Below are 16,924 nucleotides of genomic sequence, written 5' to 3' on the forward strand. Positions count from 1 at the left end.
ACTAGCGGAACGGGCTCATGAAGGGATCGCCCCCATACGCCTTGTAGGCGTCCCGGCCGTTGAAGAGATGGAGGGAGATGCTCGAATTGTCGGTGGGCTTGTACTCCAGGCTTACGTGCGGGAAGACCAGGGAAGAGCCGAGCCGCGGATCTTGGAAACCGCCTTTGGATAAACCGACCGACGAGCTTGCGTAGAGGGGGGTGTAGAATCCTACGTCCGCGGAAAGAGTGAGCGGATCGGCCAAACGATAAGTCAAGGTGTTGAGGTAGAGCCCCGCCGAGGAAGAGCCGAAGGAGCCCGAAGCGAAGTTGACCGCATAACTCTGGTGCATGGAAAAGCGATTGGGATTGAGAAGCGAAAAACCGGAGACCGATCCGCCGCCCTCTCGCCATTGGGGCGCCATCAGGGTACCCCGATCGAACTCCCCGGGCTGGGTGAGAACGGTTTCATGGGTCCCGTTTCCGAACGCTTTCGGTGGCTCCGCGGAAAAGACCGGAACCGTCGCAGCCAATCCGCAGACCGCCAGAAGGGCTCGGGAAAAGCCCTTGATTCCGGTCGATTTCGAAGATTTCCGCATGGAAGGTTCTGTTTGGACGAATCCCATTATAATATAAATAGGCGGTCAGCCGGCGGGAACGTTTTTGCCGTCCACCTTGAGGACCTTTGGGCTGTGGGACTCCAGTTCCTTCTCATCCAGGTGCGCGAAGGTCATGATGATGACGATGTCCCCTATGTGCACCAATCGGGCCGCGGCCCCATTCACGCAAACTTCGCCGGATTCGGGTTTCCCCAGGATGGCATAGGTTTCGAAACGGGCCCCGTTGTTGATGTTGACGACGTGGACTTTTTCGTATTCCCGGATGTCCGCCAAGCGCATCAGAACCGGATCGATGGTAATCGATCCGGTGTAATTCAGGTTCGCATCGGTGACGGTGGCGCGATGGATCTTGGACTTGAGGATTTCTCGGAGCATTTGCCCCTAAACTACTAAAAACCGACGGCCACTACGGCCGCGGCGCCCCCAGGCAATAGCCCGAGGTTCCAGCTGAAGCGGCCCGCCTCCTGGTTGTCCACGTAGCGGGTGCCTAAGTACGCATCCCCGGCGCTGGTGACCATGGCAAGGAGGGTGATGATAGGGAAGACCGGATAGATGGAATGGGTTTCCTGGTTCTGGACAAGGAAGGTCAGGGCGATGCCGGCGACCGCGGCGGAGGTAAGGCCCAATCCCAAATAGGTTTTCTTCGTCTTATACTCGTAAAAGCCGGGAAGGATGAAGGAGACGAACGGAGTCAGGTTATTGGCGTCCTGCTTGCGGTAGCTGCGGTCGATGTCATCATCGGCCATGCCCGCTTTCTTTTCGGTCAGCCAATGCTCTTCGGTCACGCCCAGCTTTTTCCAGGGTTCGGAAAAATACTCGTTGGGGGAAATGCCCACCTCGAGCAGTTTCAGGAACTTGGCCTTGGACATGCCGCTTTCCTTCACCTTCTGGAACTCTTCTTGGCTGATGCCCATGTCCTCGGCGGATGTGTTTTCCCATTCATCCGCGTAGACCTTCAAGGCCATGAGATTCAGGAACAGGGCCAGCAGAAAGATTTTCTTAAGCAAGGGCATAGGCGAGGGTCCCGTCGAAAAGGTGCTGGACTAAAATAAGGCCATCAGTCCGAAAATGCATGGCCTCGTCGAAGAGGATTCCGATGCCGAGGGGGGGAATCGAACCCCCACAGAGTTGCCCCTACCGGATTTTGAGTCCGGCGCGTCTACCAATTTCACCACCTCGGCGATGGATTTTGCCCGTTCAAAACAAAGGCGATGCGCCGGTCCGGTTGGCCGGATCCGCGCATCGCCCCCGCTCGAGCGCCAAGAATATAACTTAAAGGCTTCAAAAAATGAAACGGATGCGCTAAATGGCGAAGCAGATTCTTATCGACTCCTATTTCGGGATGGTCCGGACCGCCATCGCCGAAGACAACGAACTCGTGGACTATTACGAGGAGTCGCCCGAACAGGGCCGCAACAAAGGGAACATTTACCGGGGGGTGGTCAAGAAAGTGGATGCCCCCATCCAAGCCGCCTTCGTGAAATTCGCGGGGGGCCGGGACGGTTTCCTGCCCTTACGGGACGCCTCCGCGGGCAAGGCCCCCAAGCCGGGAGATGCGGTGCTGGTGCAAGTGGTGAAGGACGAAGTGGGGGATAAAGGCGCGGCCCTCACCGCCAAGCTGTCCCTTTCCGGACGCTATCTGGTCTATATCCCCGAGCGCGACGGGGAGGGCGGCATTTCCAGCAAGATCACCGACGAGGAGCGCGCCGCCCTGAAAAAGGTCCTCGAAGAGTTACGCTTTCCTGACGGCGCCTCGGTCATCTTGCGTACCGCCGCCACGGACAAGAGCGTCGCCGAACTCCAGGCCGATCTCGACCGCTTGATCGAAAGCCATCGGGATATCGTGGACAAGTTCGGCAAGGGCAAGGATCCCGGGTTGCTTTTCCGCGAAGCCCCTCCGGCCCTGCGCTACCTGCGCGAATATTACACCGAGGACGTGGAGCGCATCTGGGTGAACCAGGAAGAGGTGCAGGACCAGTGCCGGCAGTTCTTCTACTTATACGAGCCCAAATCGGCTTCCAAGGTCGTGCTCTCCCAGGACGGCCCCTTGCTTTTCCATCGGCTAGGCCTGGAATCCGAAGTCGAAATGCTGTCTTCCCGCAAGGTCACCCTTCCTTCCGGCGCCAACATCGTGATCGACCAGGCCGAGGCCCTGGTGGCCATCGACGTGAATTCGGCCAAGGCCGGCGGCCGCGCCGAGGAACCGAAGGGAAAGGCAAAGGGAAGGGGCCGGTCCAACCGGGGCGGCGGCGATTTGGAGGAAACCGTCTTCGCGGTGAACAGGGACGCGGCCGTGGAGATCGCGCGACAATTGCGCTTGCGGGACCTGGGCGGGATCATCATCGTGGACTTCATCGACATGGAGGAGGAAAAGCACCGGCGCCAGATCGAGGAAGTGATGCGCAAGGCCCTGTCCCGCGACAAGGCCAAGGTCAAGGTGTTCGAGATCAGCCCGTTGGGCATCATGCAAATCAGCCGGCAGCGCTTGCGAAAGGCCGGGCACCAGTTCACCCATCTGGCCTGCGATGCCTGCCAGGGCCGGGGCTGGCATGCTTCTCCCTCGGCGGGGGCCTTGGCGGCTTTGCGTAAGCTCGAGGAACGACTGCACGGGAAAAAAGCCGGGCAAAGCCTGGCGGTTTCGGTGCCTTACCCGGTCGCCAATAAACTGATGAACGAATTCCGCGATCACGTGATCGCGATGGAAAAGCGCTACGGGGGCACGGTGCGGCTGCAGGCCCTGCCCGCGGCTTCGGGCGAGGCCGTGGTGGCCGTATTGGGCGGGAGCGATGCGGGCGTTCGCGAAGGCCGGCCGCCGGAACGGGACGGGACGGCGGTACGGAACAGCCAACCCGCGCAACGGCGCGCCGAGGAACCCGTGCAGCGGCGGGCCGAGGGGCGAGGCCAGGGCAGGAACGCCGGACGCGCCCAGGGGCGCGTCGAAGAGCGCGGCCCGGGGAACTCCAACGGATCAATCCCAAGGGACGGACGGGGTCAGGGGAATAGGCAACCGCAAGCGGGCCGCAGGGTCCCTGCGGTAGCTTCCGAGCCCGATAACCAAAGGGAACCGATGCCTGGGCCGAACGGTGAAATAGAAGCCGACCTCGAAGCCGCTCCCGGGACCATGGCGGCCGGTGTCGCGGAGATCGTTAACACCGAAGTTACCCTCGGAGAGGCAGCCTCCGCCGGTCCGGCGGCCAAGGGACACCGGAGACGGCGCGGCGGAAGGGGCCGTGGTAGGGGCCGGGGCGAAGGCGGCGTGTCGGGGCCGGTTCTACCTGCTATGCCGAATGCGCCACCGGAGGATCTCCCCAGGGCGGGAACCGCGAAGGCCCCGGCCCGGGGCCGGAGCCAAGCGCGACCAATCGAAGGGAATGCAGGCGAAGGGAAAACCAAGCCCGTGAAGAGCGGCGCCCGGCCGCGTCGCAGGGGCCCGGGGTCGGCGGGTCCAGCCCGATCGGCTAAACCCGCGGCCTGAATCCGCGCCGGTCGCCGGACCGTTGGGCCGGGTCAAGGATTGACGGGTATCGCCTCGGACAGGATCCGTTCGGGCTTGAGATGATCGCGGGCGAAAGCCTCTGCCTCTTCCGGGGTCGCGAATCGCCCGACCCAAACCTGGTAGATCCGTTTTCCTCCCCGTTCCCGCTCCAAGGTTTCCGGGGTCAGTCCCAACTTGGATAAGGTCGCCATCATGGCCTGGGCGTTGGAGGCCTGCGTGAAGGCCCCGCATTGCAAGGTGTAGGGCTTTCCTGATGGTGCCGAAGCGGAAGGATGCGCGGGAGGGGCCGAAGGGGCGGGGGAGACCGTGGCATGCTCGGCCTCGGATACGGGCGCCGGCGCTTCCTTGGCGTTGTCCGGGATCGCGCCGGCCGCGGCCAGGCTGTCCCGAGTCGAGGTCGGAACCGGCGTGCGCGAGAATCCGGATCCGGATCTCCAGCGCGCGGTATCGGCCCCCGCATTCAGCTTGCGTAAATAACGGGCTTCCGGCGACTGGGGGTATTTCGCGATCAATTGCGACAAGAGGGATTTTTCCGCGCCGCGATCGACGCCTTGCCGCGTCTGCGCGCCCAACAGCAGCAAGGACGGCCTCTCCTCGTCGGGCGCCTTGTCCATGGCTTGCATCGTCGCTTGCCAGGCCCCTTCCCGATCCCCTTTGCCGGCCTTGGCTTTGGCCAAGCCCTCGAGGGCCAGCGGGCGGTAGTAATCGCCCGGCTTGGTCTCCTCCAAGAGTTTCGCGAACCAGGTTTCGCCGGAATCCAGGTAGCTCGCCTTATCCGCGCGCGAACGCACGAGCGCCAGGCAGGCATTGCCCATCCAATAGGTCGCCGGGTCCCTCCATCCCCCTTGGGGATAACGGCGCAGGTAATCGCGGAAGTAGGGGATGGCCAGATAATATTTGCCGGTGGCGTAGGTGTATTGCCCCAACCGGAACAGCGCCTCTTCCGCCTCCGCGGAACTCCCGCCCGCCTTGATGGCTTTCTGGAGGTAGTCCGCCGATTCCTGTCCCGCGGGCGACAGCTTCCCGATGAGAAGCAGCAGGAAGGCATCGTCCGGGTGCGCGGCCAGGGACTTCAGCGCCATGGCGCGCGCCGAATCCAATAAGCCCTTGCGGGCCAAATCCAAGATGGCTTCGCGTCCCGAGGGATTGGCAGCGGCGGCCGCGGCAACGGCCGAAGGCGCTTCTCCGGGCGAAGACCCCTCGGGCAAGGAGGCGTAGCGGACCTGGGGCGGAGGATCCTTGGGTACGGAGAGGGACGCGGACAATGGAAGGGCGCAGACCGCGAGCAAGGGGAACCAGGCGCGGATCACGGAGCGGGACGCTCCCCGGAACGGGTGGCGGCGCGATCGAGTTCGGCCCGCAAACGGGCGATCTCCCCGTTCTTACGGCGCACCTCCCGTTGCAAGGCGATGGTGCGCGGCAAATCGATGGCCAGGAACAAGGCCACTCCCGCGGCGAACGCGATCACCAGCCAGAAACCGAGGATGAGGCTGGCTTCCAGCTTGAAGAAATGAATGGGAACGGTGCGACCCAATTCGCTTTGGTTGAGGGCCACGAAGACGCCGATGATCACCAGGACGATCAGGAAGGCGAAGCGTTTGAAGTAGACCATGCGACCGCCTCTCAAGCCGGTATGATTTCGCCGCGCAGCACGATGCCGCTCCGGCCCAGGATGCGTACGCGGGCCAGGGTCCCCTTGCCCACGCCGGGCGCGTCCGGAACGATGACCTTCTTGAAGCAACTGGTTTTCCCCACCCATTCGCCCTTGTCCCGCGAGGACCGATCCTCGATCAAGATCTCCTCCACCCGGCCGGCCATGGCCTCGAGCTTGCGCTCGGTGATGCCCATCTGCAAGGCGATGAGGCGCTCCAGGCGCGCCTGCTTCTGCGCGGCAGTAAGCGTCTCGGGCTCGTCGAAGGCGGGCGTGCCCTCCCGCGGCGAGTAGGCGAACATGAAGGCGCTGTCGAAGCCGACTTCCTCCACCATCGAAAGGGTGTCCTCGAAGTCCCGCTCCGTCTCGCCCACGAACCCCGCGATGATGTCGGTGGAGAGGGCGACGCCGGGAAGATTTTCCCGCAGTTCGCATACGATTTCCAGGAAGCGTTCGCGGGTGTATTGCCGCCGCATCTTCTTGAGCATGGCGTTGGAGCCCGATTGCAAAGGCATATGCACGTGGCGGCAGACCTTGGGGGATTCCGCCATGGCGCGGATGGTTTCGGAATCGAAATGGCGGGGATGGGGGGAAGTGAAACGAATGCGTTCCAGGCCTTCGATTTCATTAAGCTTGCGCAAGAGCGAGGCGAAATCGTCGGACTCGGTGCGATACGAATTGACGGTCTGGCCCAACAGGCAGACTTCCTTGACGCCTTCGGAAACCGCGCGTTCCACTTCCGAAAGGATCGATTCCGCTTCGCGGCTCCGTTCCACCCCGCGCACCGTAGGCACGATGCAGTAGGTGCAACGCTTGTTGCAGCCCCGCATGATGGTGATGTGGCAGGTTACGGCCGAATCCAGCTTCGCCATGATGCCGTCGTAGTTCTCGAAAGCGTTCTGCTCGGTCAGAACCTCCGCAGCGGCGGGCCGTCCGGAAAAGATCATGCCTTCCAGCTGGCGGTAATTGTCCGGGCCTACGACGTAATCGACGTGGTCCAATTCCACCGGGATCTTTTCCCCGTGGTTCTGCGCCATGCAACCGATGACGGCGATGCGCACCGCCGGGTTGCGGCGCTTGTAATGACGCATGGCCGCGATGCGCGCGTAGGCGCGATCCTCCGCGCCGCCGCGGATGGAGCAAGTGTTGACGATGAGCACGTCGGCTTCTTCCGCTTCGCCCGTCTGCAGCATGCCACGCTTCTCCAGCATGCCGCCGACCAGGTTCGAATCGTACACGTTCATCTGGCAGCCGAAGGTGGCCAGGAAATATTTCCCCGCTCCGGACGGTTTTGGCAGTTCGCTCATGGCCGCCCTCCCGCCGTTGGGCCCTTGGCTTCCATGGCCGCCACCGCCGCGGGCAAATCGGCCATGGAGGTAAAGGTCGCGTCGGCTCCTTCCGCCAATAGGGCTGCCGCCGGCCCCATGCCGTCCAGATAGCCCAGGAAACGGGCCCCCGCCCGGCGGGCCGCGCGCAGGTCCTGCACGCCGTCCCCGATCATGACGGTCTCTTCGGGCCGCGCGCTTTCCAATTCCATCAACTTGCGCAGGGCGGCGGGATCCGGCTTTTGCCCGAAGGGGTTATCCCCGCCGAACACGTGCCCGAAATGCCCCGACATGCCTAAGCCTTTTAGGATGCGCGCCGCCGGCGCCCCGGGCTTATTGGTCAGCACCGCTTTGCGGTAGCCGGACAAACGATCCAAGGCCTGAGCCATGCCTGGATAGGCCCGCGTCTCTATCAGGCAATGCTCGCGGTAATGCGCGAGGAAGGCGTTAAGGGCCGCGTCGATGGTGGCAGGCGCGGTTGCGGACGCGGGCGGGTCGCCTTCCGCTTCGCGCGCGGCAGCCAGGCTGCGGGTGATCAGGTTGCGGGCGCCGTCCCCCACGAAGCCGACGACGGTCTCGACGGGCAAGGGCGCGAGCCCGATCGCGGCCAAGGCCGCGTTCACCGAGGCCGCGAGATCGCGACGCGTGTCCGCCAAGGTGCCGTCCAAATCGAAAACGAGTAGTTTTAGCACCCTAGAAAGATACTTTCGCCCCTTTCTCCCGACTAGGACGCGATGCGCTTCCTCCTCGCCCTTCACGATGTTTGGCCCGGGAACTTTCACCTGGCGGCGGGCTACTTGGAGCGCTTGCGATCCTTGGGCGCGCGGCGCATCGCCCTGCTCGTGGTTCCGGCCTACCATGGCGCTCCGCCCATGGACGCCAGCGCGGAGTTCGTCGCCTGGCTGCGCGAGGAGAGCGGCCGCGGCACCGAATTGTTCCTGCATGGTTATCATCATTGGATGGGAGAGCTCGCGCGACGGGGAGCCTTCGGGGCGCGGCGCAACGCCTGGGGCCGCTGGGTAAACCGCCATATGGTGGAAAGCGAAGCGGAGTTTTCCGGGCTGCCGAGGACGGCCCAGGCCGGCATTCTTTCGGAGGGGTTGGCTTCCTGGCGTCGCACCGCCCTCCCCTTGGCCGGGTTCGTCGCGCCGACCTGGCATGGCGCTCCCGAAGCATCCCGCATGCGCGCGGAAGGCCTCATGCTCTGGGAGACGCGCTTTCGTCTGCATCATCTGCCCACGGCGCGGGCGCGCTTCGTTCCGCCGCTGGCCTGGGGCAAATCCGGTTCCGGGGGAAACCCCAAGTTGGCCGGCGGTTCGGCTTGGCTCGCGGCCCTCTTGCGGGTCCCGCTCATCAAGGTGGCATTGCATCCCGGCGATCTGGAAGGGGGCAACGCCGAGCCGGTATTGGAGCGCGTATTCGCCGCGGGCGAAAACGCGGGCTATGGTGAGGTTTTCAAGGTCACGGCGCCGTGACGGTGACGTTGACCGAGGTTTGCGATACCAGGTTGCTCTTGGTATCCGTGGCCTTCACTTCCGCGGTCCCCGCTTTCCGTCCCACCAAACGCTTGTCTTCGAACACCCCGACCACGGTCGTATCCGAGCTGACCAGCCGGTAGGCGGAATAATCCGCGGTTTTACTCGTCTTTCCGTTGGCGAGGATGACGGTCTTGGAGACGATCCAGAATGAGCTGGTGTCGCCGACGCGGAAGGGTGCGGGAAGGGGCGAGGATTCGATGTCGAGGCTATCGCCCTTTTGGGGTTCGGTTCCGCATCCCGCCAGAGCGGTCAAACCACCGAGAAGGAAAGCGGCGAAGAGGGAATGGCGTTTCCGCATAGAGTCTCCAGTTTCCGGTTTAGCGCCTTCTGAATCTATCAAATCGAGTTCCGCCAGTCACGGCGGAGTTCCTCGGCGACGGGAGCATGGGCCGCGGCCGCCATGTTCTCGGCCAGATGGGCGGGATCCCCGGTCGCGGGGATGACGCAGGTGACGGCCGGATGGGCCAAGACGAAATCCAGAAAGATCGCGCTCCAGCTTTCCAGGCCGGCGGCGCGGGCGCTTTCAGGTACTTTACGGCCGCGGACCTTGCGGAAGAGGGCGCCTTCCCCGAAGGGCCGGTTGATCAATACCGCGATCTTCTGGTCCAGGGCGAAGGGCAATAAGCGGTCTTCCGCTTCCGGCTCTTCCAAAGAGTAATTGATCTGGATGAAGTCGGGCCGGGTCTCCGAAGCCACCCTTTCCAGTTCCGCATGGGCTCCCGCTTGGTAATGGGTCAGGCCCCAATAACGGATACGGCCCGCGGCCTTCCATTCCCTCAAAGTCGGGACGTGGGAACGCCAGTCGACCAGGTTATGCACTTGCATCAGATCCAAGGTCGTCCGCCGCAGCAACCGGAAGGAATTTTCCATTTGCGCGATGCCTTGGGACCGGCCTTGGGTCCAAACCTTGGTGGCTACGAAGGCGGGAATCGCGCCGGGGGCGGCGCCGGGGGCGGGCAGTAATTGGCCCAAAGCGGCTTCGGCCTGCCCGTACATCGGCGAAGTATCGATGACCCGGCCGCCGCCGGCGAAAAAGGCGTTCAGGATCGGTTGTAATCGGTTTCGCTCGGGACCGGGAGCCGCGTCGAAGGTTTTCCAACTGCCCATTCCATAGACGGGCAGGGATTCACCGCTTGAGAGGGTTCGGATCGGTAACGTCATGAAATCCCCCCGGCTAAGGTGGGAGAATATAATTTTCAGCCTGGTCCGCCGCCCGGAGCGGACCGCGGGAGAAATATGATTAAATGGATGGGCTTGGCGGTTGCCTTGGTATGCGCGTCGGCGCACGCCGATGCGGGGGTGAAAGACAGCACCAATGGTTGGGGTTACGGGTACGATTCGCTCCTGCACGATCTCGGGGTCTGGCGCCAGGACTCCAATGTCCGCATCGATTCCGTCGGCGCCAGCGTCCAGGGACGCGCCCTGTGGATGGTCTCCATCACCGCGCCCGGGGACAGCCTGGATCGCCATGGTGAACTCACGGACCGCAAACATCGCGTATTCATCCATGCGCGGACGCATCCTGCCGAGGTCCAGGCCCTGTGGGTGGCCCGCGAATCCATCCGCTTCCTGCTTTCCGACGACGCGAAGGCCAAAGAGCTACGCCGCGATTACATATTCAACGTCATCCCCATGTATAATCCCGACGGCGTGGAGCTTGGAAAGGCGCGCCAGAACGCCCATGACGTGGATCTGGAAAGCAATTGGGACGAGAATCCGATGGAGCCCGAACCCACCGCCCTGAAGAAGACCTTCATGGCTTTCATGGATGGCCCCATACCCATCGAAGTCGCGCTGAACCTGCACGCGGACTCGTACAATTGCGCGCGTTTCTTCTTCTTCCATTACGCCGCCGGGACCTCCGCCCACTATGCCGATTTGGAAAAGGCATATATCGCCGGGGTACAGGCCCATTACCCGGGCGGGCTCAAGGATTGGGATTTCGTGGAGAGCTGGGCCACCGGCACGGTAACCCATTACCCGGAAGGGTTCTGGTGGGTGAACCACGGCGATAAGGTCCTCGCGCTCACTTATGAGGACAAGAATACCCTGACACAGGCCGGATCCGATTGCCTGGACGCGGGCGGATACGATTCGACCGGGACTGCCTTGGCGCTTGGCTCGGTCGATTACATCAAGGCCCGTATCCTGGCCCCGATCCTGGCACGGACCAGTCCGGTAACCCGGATGTTACTGCAAGGGGAGGGCGTCCGCTTTCCTTCCGGCCTGGCCGCGCGCTGGGAGATCCTGGATCCCCGCGGGAGACGGCTCGCCGCGGGCGCATTCGGGCGCGATGGCGGTTTGCTGGCCTGGAACCAAATGCCCGATGCCCCCGTACGCATCCTGTCCATGCTTCCCGAGTCCGGACCCGCGGAACGGCTAATCCTGCCGCTCCGATAGCCGCGCCGCTTTCGGGCCTTGGGGACTTTGGGGACTCTGCGCTCCGGGGGTCGCGGCGGAACTTGACGCGGGTAGGGGTTAGAGTAGTTTTCGGATCGATGGGCATGCGATCCTTCCTCTCCCTAATCTTACTAGGGCTCCTAGCGCCGGGCCGCGCCTGGTGCGATCCCGCGCCTTCCCCGGCGGGCGAAGCTGCTTTGCTGCAACCCGTTCCGGCGGTGATGGACTCCCAGCGGGTTGCCGCCCATCGCGTGGACATGGACGAGAAGATCAACGAGAAGATCGCGGCGGCTTATCGGGAACATGCGCCTTTGGCGTTGTTCTCTCTCGGTTCGCTGGCCGTCGGAGGCGCATTCTACGCCATCGGGCATGGGGCCGATGGTTCGCGCTCCGCCAACGCGTCGGCCGATCGGTCGCAGTTGAAGGCCGTGGTTTCGGTCGCGGGAATCAGCGCCTTGCTCGCCGCCGGATCCTATTTCTATTACGTGCATCGGGCCAAGGCCCGGGCCGAAGCGGAACCGCAATGGGATGCCGCGTTGATGGGCGCGCCCGACGGCGCGGGCGGCATCGCCATGGGCGCGCGGCTGACCCTGGCGCTATCTTCCCTTCGCTAATTTCTAGATTGTTTACATCGGCTTCCGACGGTTGCGCGAACGCCGCCGGGGCAGGGAAGATCGCCCATGATGACCGCAGAACAACTCCAGGACCGCCTCGCCAACGTCAAAATCAACGGCGCCGCCTGTACCTATACCCTCGAGAAATGCGAATCCCTGGTCCCCTTGATCAACGCCATCAACGAGATCAAGAAGCAGAAGAACGCGGTCATCCTGGCCCATTCCTACGTGGCCCCGGAGATCGTCTACGGCGTGGCCGATTTCACGGGCGATTCCTACGGCTTGAGCAAGGACGCCATGGGGACGTCGGCCAAGACCATCGTGTTCGCCGCGGTGAAATTCATGGGGGAAACCGCGAAGATATTGAATCCGGACAAGGAAGTTCTGATTCCCGGGCGCGATCCGGGCTGCACCTTGGCGGACGCGGTGACCGGCGCGGACGTGCGAGCCTTGCGCGCGAAATTCCCCGCGCATAGCTTCGTCTGCTACATCAACACCACGGCGGACGTGAAAGCCGAGTGCGACGTCTGCGTGACCTCGTCCAACGTGTACGACATCGTCGAGGCCATCCCCAACGACAAGATCTATTTCCTGCCAGACAAGCTGATGGGGAAGAACATCCAGGACGAAATGGCCCGCCGCGGCGTACGCAAAGAAGTTCTCCTCTACGAGGGCACTTGCTACGTCCACGAAGAATACGATCCCGAAATGGTGACCTTCCTGCGTATGAAATTCCCCGGCGTGGAAGTCGTGACGCATCCCGAATGCGGCTCGGGCGTGGTGAAGTCTTCCGACTACGTGGGCAGCACCTCGCAGATGCTCAAGCACGTGGCGCAGTCCAAGAAGAAGGATTTCCTGGTGCTGACCGAATGCGGCCTGGTCTCGCGCTTACAGGCGGAGCATCCTGATAAGAACTTCGTGGGCTCCTGCACCATGTGCAAATACATGAAGTCGAATACCCTGCAGGACATCCTGCGCGTGCTGATCCAGCCCCGCCCCGAAGATCGCATCGTCCTCGAAGAAGGCTTGCGTAAGCGCGCCTTGGGCTCCATCGAGGCGATGTTCCGGTATACCGAAGGCGCAGCTTTTGCGTCCGGCGCTGCCTCGGCGACCGGCGCCATCCCCCGGCGCGCCTGATCCCGATGCCCAGCCACGCGTTCCGCGTCCATGGCGCCGGCTCCGGCCTCGCCGATTGGATCCATGGGCCTGTCGACTTCGCTTCGCCTCGGCTCAACCCCTACCGATCCCGCGCGCCCGGGGATGGCGGCTTGGCCATGGGCAAGGTCACTTTCCGGGAAGACTTGTTGGAGCTCGCCGCGCGACGTCGCGCGGAGGGCGAGCCGGCCCGCTTGGCCTGGGAAGATATCCTGTCGGACATACTCGGACCGGAGGCTCCTCCTCCCGCATTCAACGTGGGCGGCCCCGCCCTGGCTTCCTTGACCTTGGCGGCCCAACTGCTTCGGCCCGCCCGGGTCCCGGTCACCTACTATGGCGCATCCGGGGACGATGCGGAAGGGGCGCGCATCCGGCTTGCCTTGGCGCAAACGCCTTTGGACATGACATGCTTCCGTCGACGGCCGGGCCGCACCACGGCGGCCCACGTCTTTTCCGATCCGAAGGCGGGAGGGGGAGCGGGGGATCGTTTTTTCGTGCATTGCCAAGGCGCGGATGCGCCGATGGAGGACGTCTTCAACGGGGAGTCGTTCTTCCAGGCCGTGTTCAACGTATACGCGGGCACGGTGCAGGTGCCCGCATTGCATCGCGAGTTGCCGTCGCTGCTCGAGAAGAGCCGGCGGCGCGGCGCGCTGACCGTGGTGGGAGCGGTTTACGATCATGCCGCGGAGAAGTCCGCGCCCGGCCGCCCTTGGCCGATGGGGGACCAGAGCGGGGATGAACGCAGCGGGGGCTTGGGAAGCGCGCTCGAGGCTTGGCACCATATCGATCTTCTGGTCGCCGATGCCGAAGAGATCCGCGGGCTGGCGGGACTGCTTGCCGCGCCCTTTGATGGCGGGGCTTCCGTAGCTGCCGCGGCTACCAACGCCGCCGCGGGTTCCATAGAAGCTTCAGTGCAAGCGCTCTTCGATCGGGGCTTGGGCGCGGCCGTTGTGACACAAGGCGAGGGGCCGGTCTATTACCGATCCTTGGGCGGCCCTTTCGGCGAATGCCGGGGATGGGCGCGGCCCCATCCGGACCTGATCGCGGCGGCGCGGGATCCCCGTAACCCGGGCGATCGCCTGCATCGCCGGGGGACTGGCCTGCCAGCAAAGGGGCGGCCTGCGCCTGGAAGCGGCGCTCGGGGAGAACCTAAGCCGCATCCGCGCTTACCAGCCCAAGGCCGCGCCGGCCGGCCGGCCTTGGTGAAAAGGACCTGCATGACCACGCGCGCCTTCATGATCATAAACGCCATCACCAGCTTTTTGGCGGTCGCCTTCCTGTTCTGGCTCCTTTACCTGCGCCGGGGCGCGGGGGATGCCTCGGCATTATCCTTCCTTCCCGCCGTAAATGCCGGGCTCAACGCCACCACCTCCGTTTTCCTCATCCGGGGTTGGTTCGCCATCAAGGCCGGCGATCGCGAACTGCATGCCTTCTGCCAGAAAACCGCCTTCGTCTTTTCTTCGCTCTTCCTGGTCTGCTATATCCTCTACCATAGCGTCCACGGCGACAGCCATTATCCGGGCCATGGTTTACTGCGCGGCGTCTATTTCTTCATCCTCATCTCCCACATCCTCCTCTCCATGGCGGCATTACCTATGGTCCTGGCGACTTTCTTCTTCGCCCTCACGCGGCAATTCGGGACGCATCGCAAGCTGGCCCGCATCACCTTTCCGATTTGGCTTTACGTTTCCCTGACCGGGGTCCTGGTTTTCGCGTTTTTGAAGTTGGCGCGCGCCTAGATTCCCTAATCCTAGGCACTTAGGCCCGGTCTCGCGGCATAGCCATCGCCCCCCGAATTTCCTAGTCTTCACCCGTCCATGGACATAGTAAGCGTGTTATGAAATCCTTCGATGGTCCGCGCTACCGGCCCTGGCTCCATTCTTACGGAATCGCCTTGGCGGCCTGCACCTTCCTCCTGCTCTTCGCGGGCGGCATGGTTACCAGCACCAATTCCGGATTATCCGTTCCCGATTGGCCCACCACTTTCGGCCGCAACATGTTCTTGTTCCCGCCTTCCATGATGAAGGGCGGCATCTTCTACGAGCATGGCCATCGCCTCTTCGCTTCCTTGGTGGGATTGCTCGCCGTGGTCAATTGCCTCGCGTTCTGGTTCAAGGAAGACCGCGCCTGGTTGAAATGGACGGGCACCTTCGGTTTGCTGCTGGTGATCGTACAAGGGGTGTTGGGCGGGCTGACCGTGAAATTCAAGTTGCCCATGGCGGTTTCCGCGGCCCATGCTTGTACCGCCGAGCTGTTCTTCGCGCTCACCGTGCTGATGGCCTTCGCGACCTCGCGCTCCTGGATGCGGGCCGGGGCGGCGCGGCCGTGGGCCCGGCGCGAACCGATGCTGGCCTTGGCTTTCTGCCTCGCCGCCTTCGCGCAGATCGCCATCGGCGCCGTCATGCGGCATAGCTATGCCGGCCTCGCCATTCCCACCTTCCCGCGGGCCTACGGGGAATGGATCCCGCCCTTCTGGAATTTCCCCATCGCCGTCCACTTCCTGCATTCGCGCGTCGGAGCGGGGTTGCTGGTGATCCTCGCAAGTTCCTTGATCGCGAGCGTACTCGCTTCCCGTGAAGCCCCGGCCATGGCGCGCCGCCTCGCGGTTTTCCTCGTATTCGCGTTGGCCGCGCAAATCATGCTGGGCATCTTCACCATCTGGTCCGGGAAGGCCCCGGTGCCCGCCACCTTGCATCTTTCCGGAGGCGCACTGGTGTTCGCGACCGGATGGTTGCTTTTCCTGGCCCTCTGCCGCCTGCCGGCCCGAGGCGAATCGGCTAGGGCCGTTCCCGTCTCCCGCGCCATGTCCGCCAAAGGAGTCGCGACCGCATGAGCACCCTTTCGGCGACCGCGCCCGCCAAGCGCCGCAAGCATCGGGTCGATGCCGGACCGGTTTCCTCTTTCGTCGAATTGATGAAGCTGAAGATGGTCTTCCACATCCTGATCACCACCTTCGCGGGTTATTACCTCGGGGGAAAACTCGATTTGGATCTGCCGCGCATGTGGCATACCCTGCTCGGCACGGGCATCCTGGCCATCGGCGCCTTCGCCCTCAACCAGGCCATCGAGAAGGAATACGACAAGCTCATGGAGCGCACGCGCGAGCGCCCTTTGCCCACGGGACGGGTGGGGAAGACCGCGGCCCTGATTTTCGGCGGCCTATGCACCGTGGGCGGAACCGCTTATTTGTGGCTGGCCGTGAATCCGCTTACGGCCGTGTTGGGCGCGCTGACCGTGATCCTGTATGCTGCCGTGTATACGCCAATGAAACGGCTCTCCAGCCTGAACACCTTGGTAGGCGCGGTGCCTGGTGCCTTGCCGCCCTTGATGGGATGGACGGCTGCCCAGGGTTCCATCGGCTTGGGCGGTATCCTGCTTTTCGCATTCCTCTTCTTCTGGCAATTGCCCCACTTCCTCGCGCTCGCCTTGATGTACAAGGATGACTACCGCCTGGGCGGCTTCAAGATGCTGAGCGTCACCGATCCCACCGGCGAGGCTTGCTTCCGGCACATCCTTTCCCAAACCTTCACCTTGGTGCTGGTATCGCTTTTCCCCTTCGTGTTCCATCTTTCCGGCACCTGGTATCTCATGGTGGCCTTGCTCGGCGGGGGTTATTTCCTCCTCGCCGCCTTTTCGCTTTGGCGCCGCCGCGATCGGGCGGCCGCGCGCACGCTATTCTTCGCTTCGCTCGCTTACCTGCCCGCGCTCTTGCTGGCGATGGCCTGGGACAAAGCGATCGTTTTCATCTAGCGCTTTCGCTTAGCGGACCTCCTGGTCCATAGAGCGGAGGTCATCGCGACAGCTTCGACGGACCGCATCCGTCGCGCGCGCGGGTCTGCGAAAGGTAAGCCCAGTCGCGGGCGCGCCTCGCAGGGACACGTAGCGTCGCTGCGACGGGGGCCTTGTGCTCGCGTTTAAGCGATTGACTTCGCTCCGGTTACGAACCGAATCGGTACCAAGCTTCGCTGGCGCCGCGCGCGGCCTGACAACACTTCCCAATTAAACGAATCGATCGCGCGCGGCGCCAGCGAAGCTTGGTACCGATTCGGTTCGTAACCGGAGCGAAGTCAATCGCTTAAACGCGAGCACAAGGCCCCCGTCGCAGCGACGCTACGTGTCCCTGCGAGGCGCGCCCGCGACTGGGCTT

17 protein-coding genes and 1 tRNA gene are annotated in these 16,924 nt (G+C 63.3%); 8 read left to right on the top strand and 10 right to left on the bottom strand.

Features of this window, described 5'->3' with window-relative positions; genetic code table 11:
• Position 1: 1 nt before the first annotated feature.
• The 4 genes from JF616_14950 to JF616_14965 form a co-directional block, all read right to left on the bottom strand.
• Entirely contained in the window at positions 2 to 577 is a 576-nt protein-coding gene (locus JF616_14950; protein ID MBW8889050.1) for a hypothetical protein, read from the bottom strand.
• 45 nt (positions 578 to 622) lie between these two features.
• Complete coding sequence (locus JF616_14955) at positions 623 to 973, bottom strand: aspartate 1-decarboxylase (protein ID MBW8889051.1); 351 nt, start codon at positions 971 to 973, stop codon at positions 623 to 625.
• A gap of 14 nt (positions 974 to 987) precedes the next feature.
• Complete coding sequence (locus JF616_14960; protein ID MBW8889052.1) at positions 988 to 1,611, bottom strand: hypothetical protein; 624 nt, start codon at positions 1,609 to 1,611, stop codon at positions 988 to 990.
• An 84-nt stretch (positions 1,612 to 1,695) separates the two neighbouring features.
• Positions 1,696 to 1,779: transfer RNA gene (locus JF616_14965), tRNA-Leu, on the bottom strand.
• Positions 1,780 to 1,904: 125 nt separating this feature from the next.
• On the opposite strand from JF616_14965, the gene JF616_14970 reads away from it, so the two are divergent.
• A complete protein-coding gene (locus JF616_14970; protein MBW8889053.1) occupies positions 1,905 to 4,073 on the top strand; it encodes an Rne/Rng family ribonuclease in 2,169 nt (722 codons plus the stop codon).
• 32 nt (positions 4,074 to 4,105) lie between these two features.
• Here JF616_14970 and JF616_14975 read toward each other — a convergent pair whose 3' ends face one another.
• The 4 genes from JF616_14975 to JF616_14990 are packed head-to-tail and all read right to left on the bottom strand — an operon-like array spanning position 4,106 to position 7,762.
• Positions 4,106 to 5,404 carry an SPOR domain-containing protein gene (locus JF616_14975; protein ID MBW8889054.1) on the bottom strand — a complete coding sequence of 433 codons (1,299 nt, stop codon included), beginning with the start codon at positions 5,402 to 5,404 and terminating at the stop codon, positions 4,106 to 4,108.
• A complete protein-coding gene (locus JF616_14980; GenBank protein MBW8889055.1) occupies positions 5,401 to 5,706 on the bottom strand; it encodes a LapA family protein in 306 nt (101 codons plus the stop codon). Before JF616_14980 ends, JF616_14975 begins: the two co-directional genes overlap by 4 nt.
• 11 nt (positions 5,707 to 5,717) lie before the next feature.
• Positions 5,718 to 7,052 carry a tRNA (N6-isopentenyl adenosine(37)-C2)-methylthiotransferase MiaB gene (miaB, locus tag JF616_14985; GenBank protein ID MBW8889056.1) on the bottom strand — a complete coding sequence of 445 codons (1,335 nt, stop codon included), beginning with the start codon at positions 7,050 to 7,052 and terminating at the stop codon, positions 5,718 to 5,720.
• Positions 7,049 to 7,762, bottom strand: coding sequence for an HAD-IA family hydrolase (locus JF616_14990; GenBank protein MBW8889057.1), 714 nt, complete (start codon positions 7,760 to 7,762; stop codon positions 7,049 to 7,051). The genes miaB and JF616_14990 overlap by 4 nt, the downstream gene beginning before the upstream one ends.
• Positions 7,763 to 7,804: 42 nt before the next feature.
• Between JF616_14990 and JF616_14995 the strand changes: the two genes are divergently transcribed.
• A complete protein-coding gene (locus JF616_14995; protein ID MBW8889058.1) occupies positions 7,805 to 8,545 on the top strand; it encodes a DUF2334 domain-containing protein in 741 nt (246 codons plus the stop codon).
• On the opposite strand, the gene JF616_15000 is transcribed toward JF616_14995, so the two are convergent.
• Together JF616_15000 and JF616_15005 are read right to left on the bottom strand one after the other, a co-directional pair.
• Complete coding sequence (locus tag JF616_15000; GenBank protein MBW8889059.1) at positions 8,532 to 8,906, bottom strand: hypothetical protein; 375 nt, start codon at positions 8,904 to 8,906, stop codon at positions 8,532 to 8,534. The two genes, JF616_14995 and JF616_15000, sit on opposite strands and share 14 nt — an antisense overlap.
• 38 nt (positions 8,907 to 8,944) lie before the next feature.
• On the bottom strand, positions 8,945 to 9,769 hold the full coding sequence (locus JF616_15005) for an aldo/keto reductase (protein ID MBW8889060.1): 825 nt from the start codon (positions 9,767 to 9,769) through the stop codon (positions 8,945 to 8,947).
• A 75-nt stretch (positions 9,770 to 9,844) separates the two neighbouring features.
• On the opposite strand from JF616_15005, the gene JF616_15010 reads away from it, so the two are divergent.
• The 6 genes from JF616_15010 to cyoE all read left to right on the top strand — a co-directional run bounded on the left by JF616_15010 (position 9,845) and on the right by cyoE (position 16,527).
• Positions 9,845 to 11,008, top strand: a complete 1,164-nt coding sequence (locus JF616_15010) for a hypothetical protein (protein ID MBW8889061.1) — start codon at positions 9,845 to 9,847, stop codon at positions 11,006 to 11,008.
• Positions 11,009 to 11,112: 104 nt separating this feature from the next.
• Positions 11,113 to 11,622, top strand: a complete 510-nt coding sequence (locus JF616_15015; protein ID MBW8889062.1) for a hypothetical protein — start codon at positions 11,113 to 11,115, stop codon at positions 11,620 to 11,622.
• Positions 11,623 to 11,688: 66 nt separating this feature from the next.
• Positions 11,689 to 12,759, top strand: a complete 1,071-nt coding sequence (nadA, locus tag JF616_15020; protein MBW8889063.1) for a quinolinate synthase NadA — start codon at positions 11,689 to 11,691, stop codon at positions 12,757 to 12,759.
• 1,235 nt (positions 12,760 to 13,994) lie between these two features.
• Positions 13,995 to 14,516, top strand: a complete 522-nt coding sequence (locus tag JF616_15025; protein ID MBW8889064.1) for a DUF420 domain-containing protein — start codon at positions 13,995 to 13,997, stop codon at positions 14,514 to 14,516.
• Between the two features lie 98 nt (positions 14,517 to 14,614).
• Positions 14,615 to 15,610: a COX15/CtaA family protein gene (locus JF616_15030; protein ID MBW8889065.1), complete on the top strand. Its 996-nt coding sequence runs from the start codon at positions 14,615 to 14,617 to the stop codon at positions 15,608 to 15,610.
• Entirely contained in the window at positions 15,607 to 16,527 is a 921-nt protein-coding gene (gene cyoE / locus JF616_15035) for a protoheme IX farnesyltransferase (GenBank protein MBW8889066.1), read from the top strand. Before JF616_15030 ends, cyoE begins: the two co-directional genes overlap by 4 nt.
• The last annotated feature ends 397 nt before the right edge of the window (positions 16,528 to 16,924 follow it).

The sequence above is a fragment of the Fibrobacterota bacterium genome, from assembly GCA_019509785.1.
Classification (GTDB): domain Bacteria; phylum Fibrobacterota; class Fibrobacteria; order UBA11236; family UBA11236; genus Chersky-265.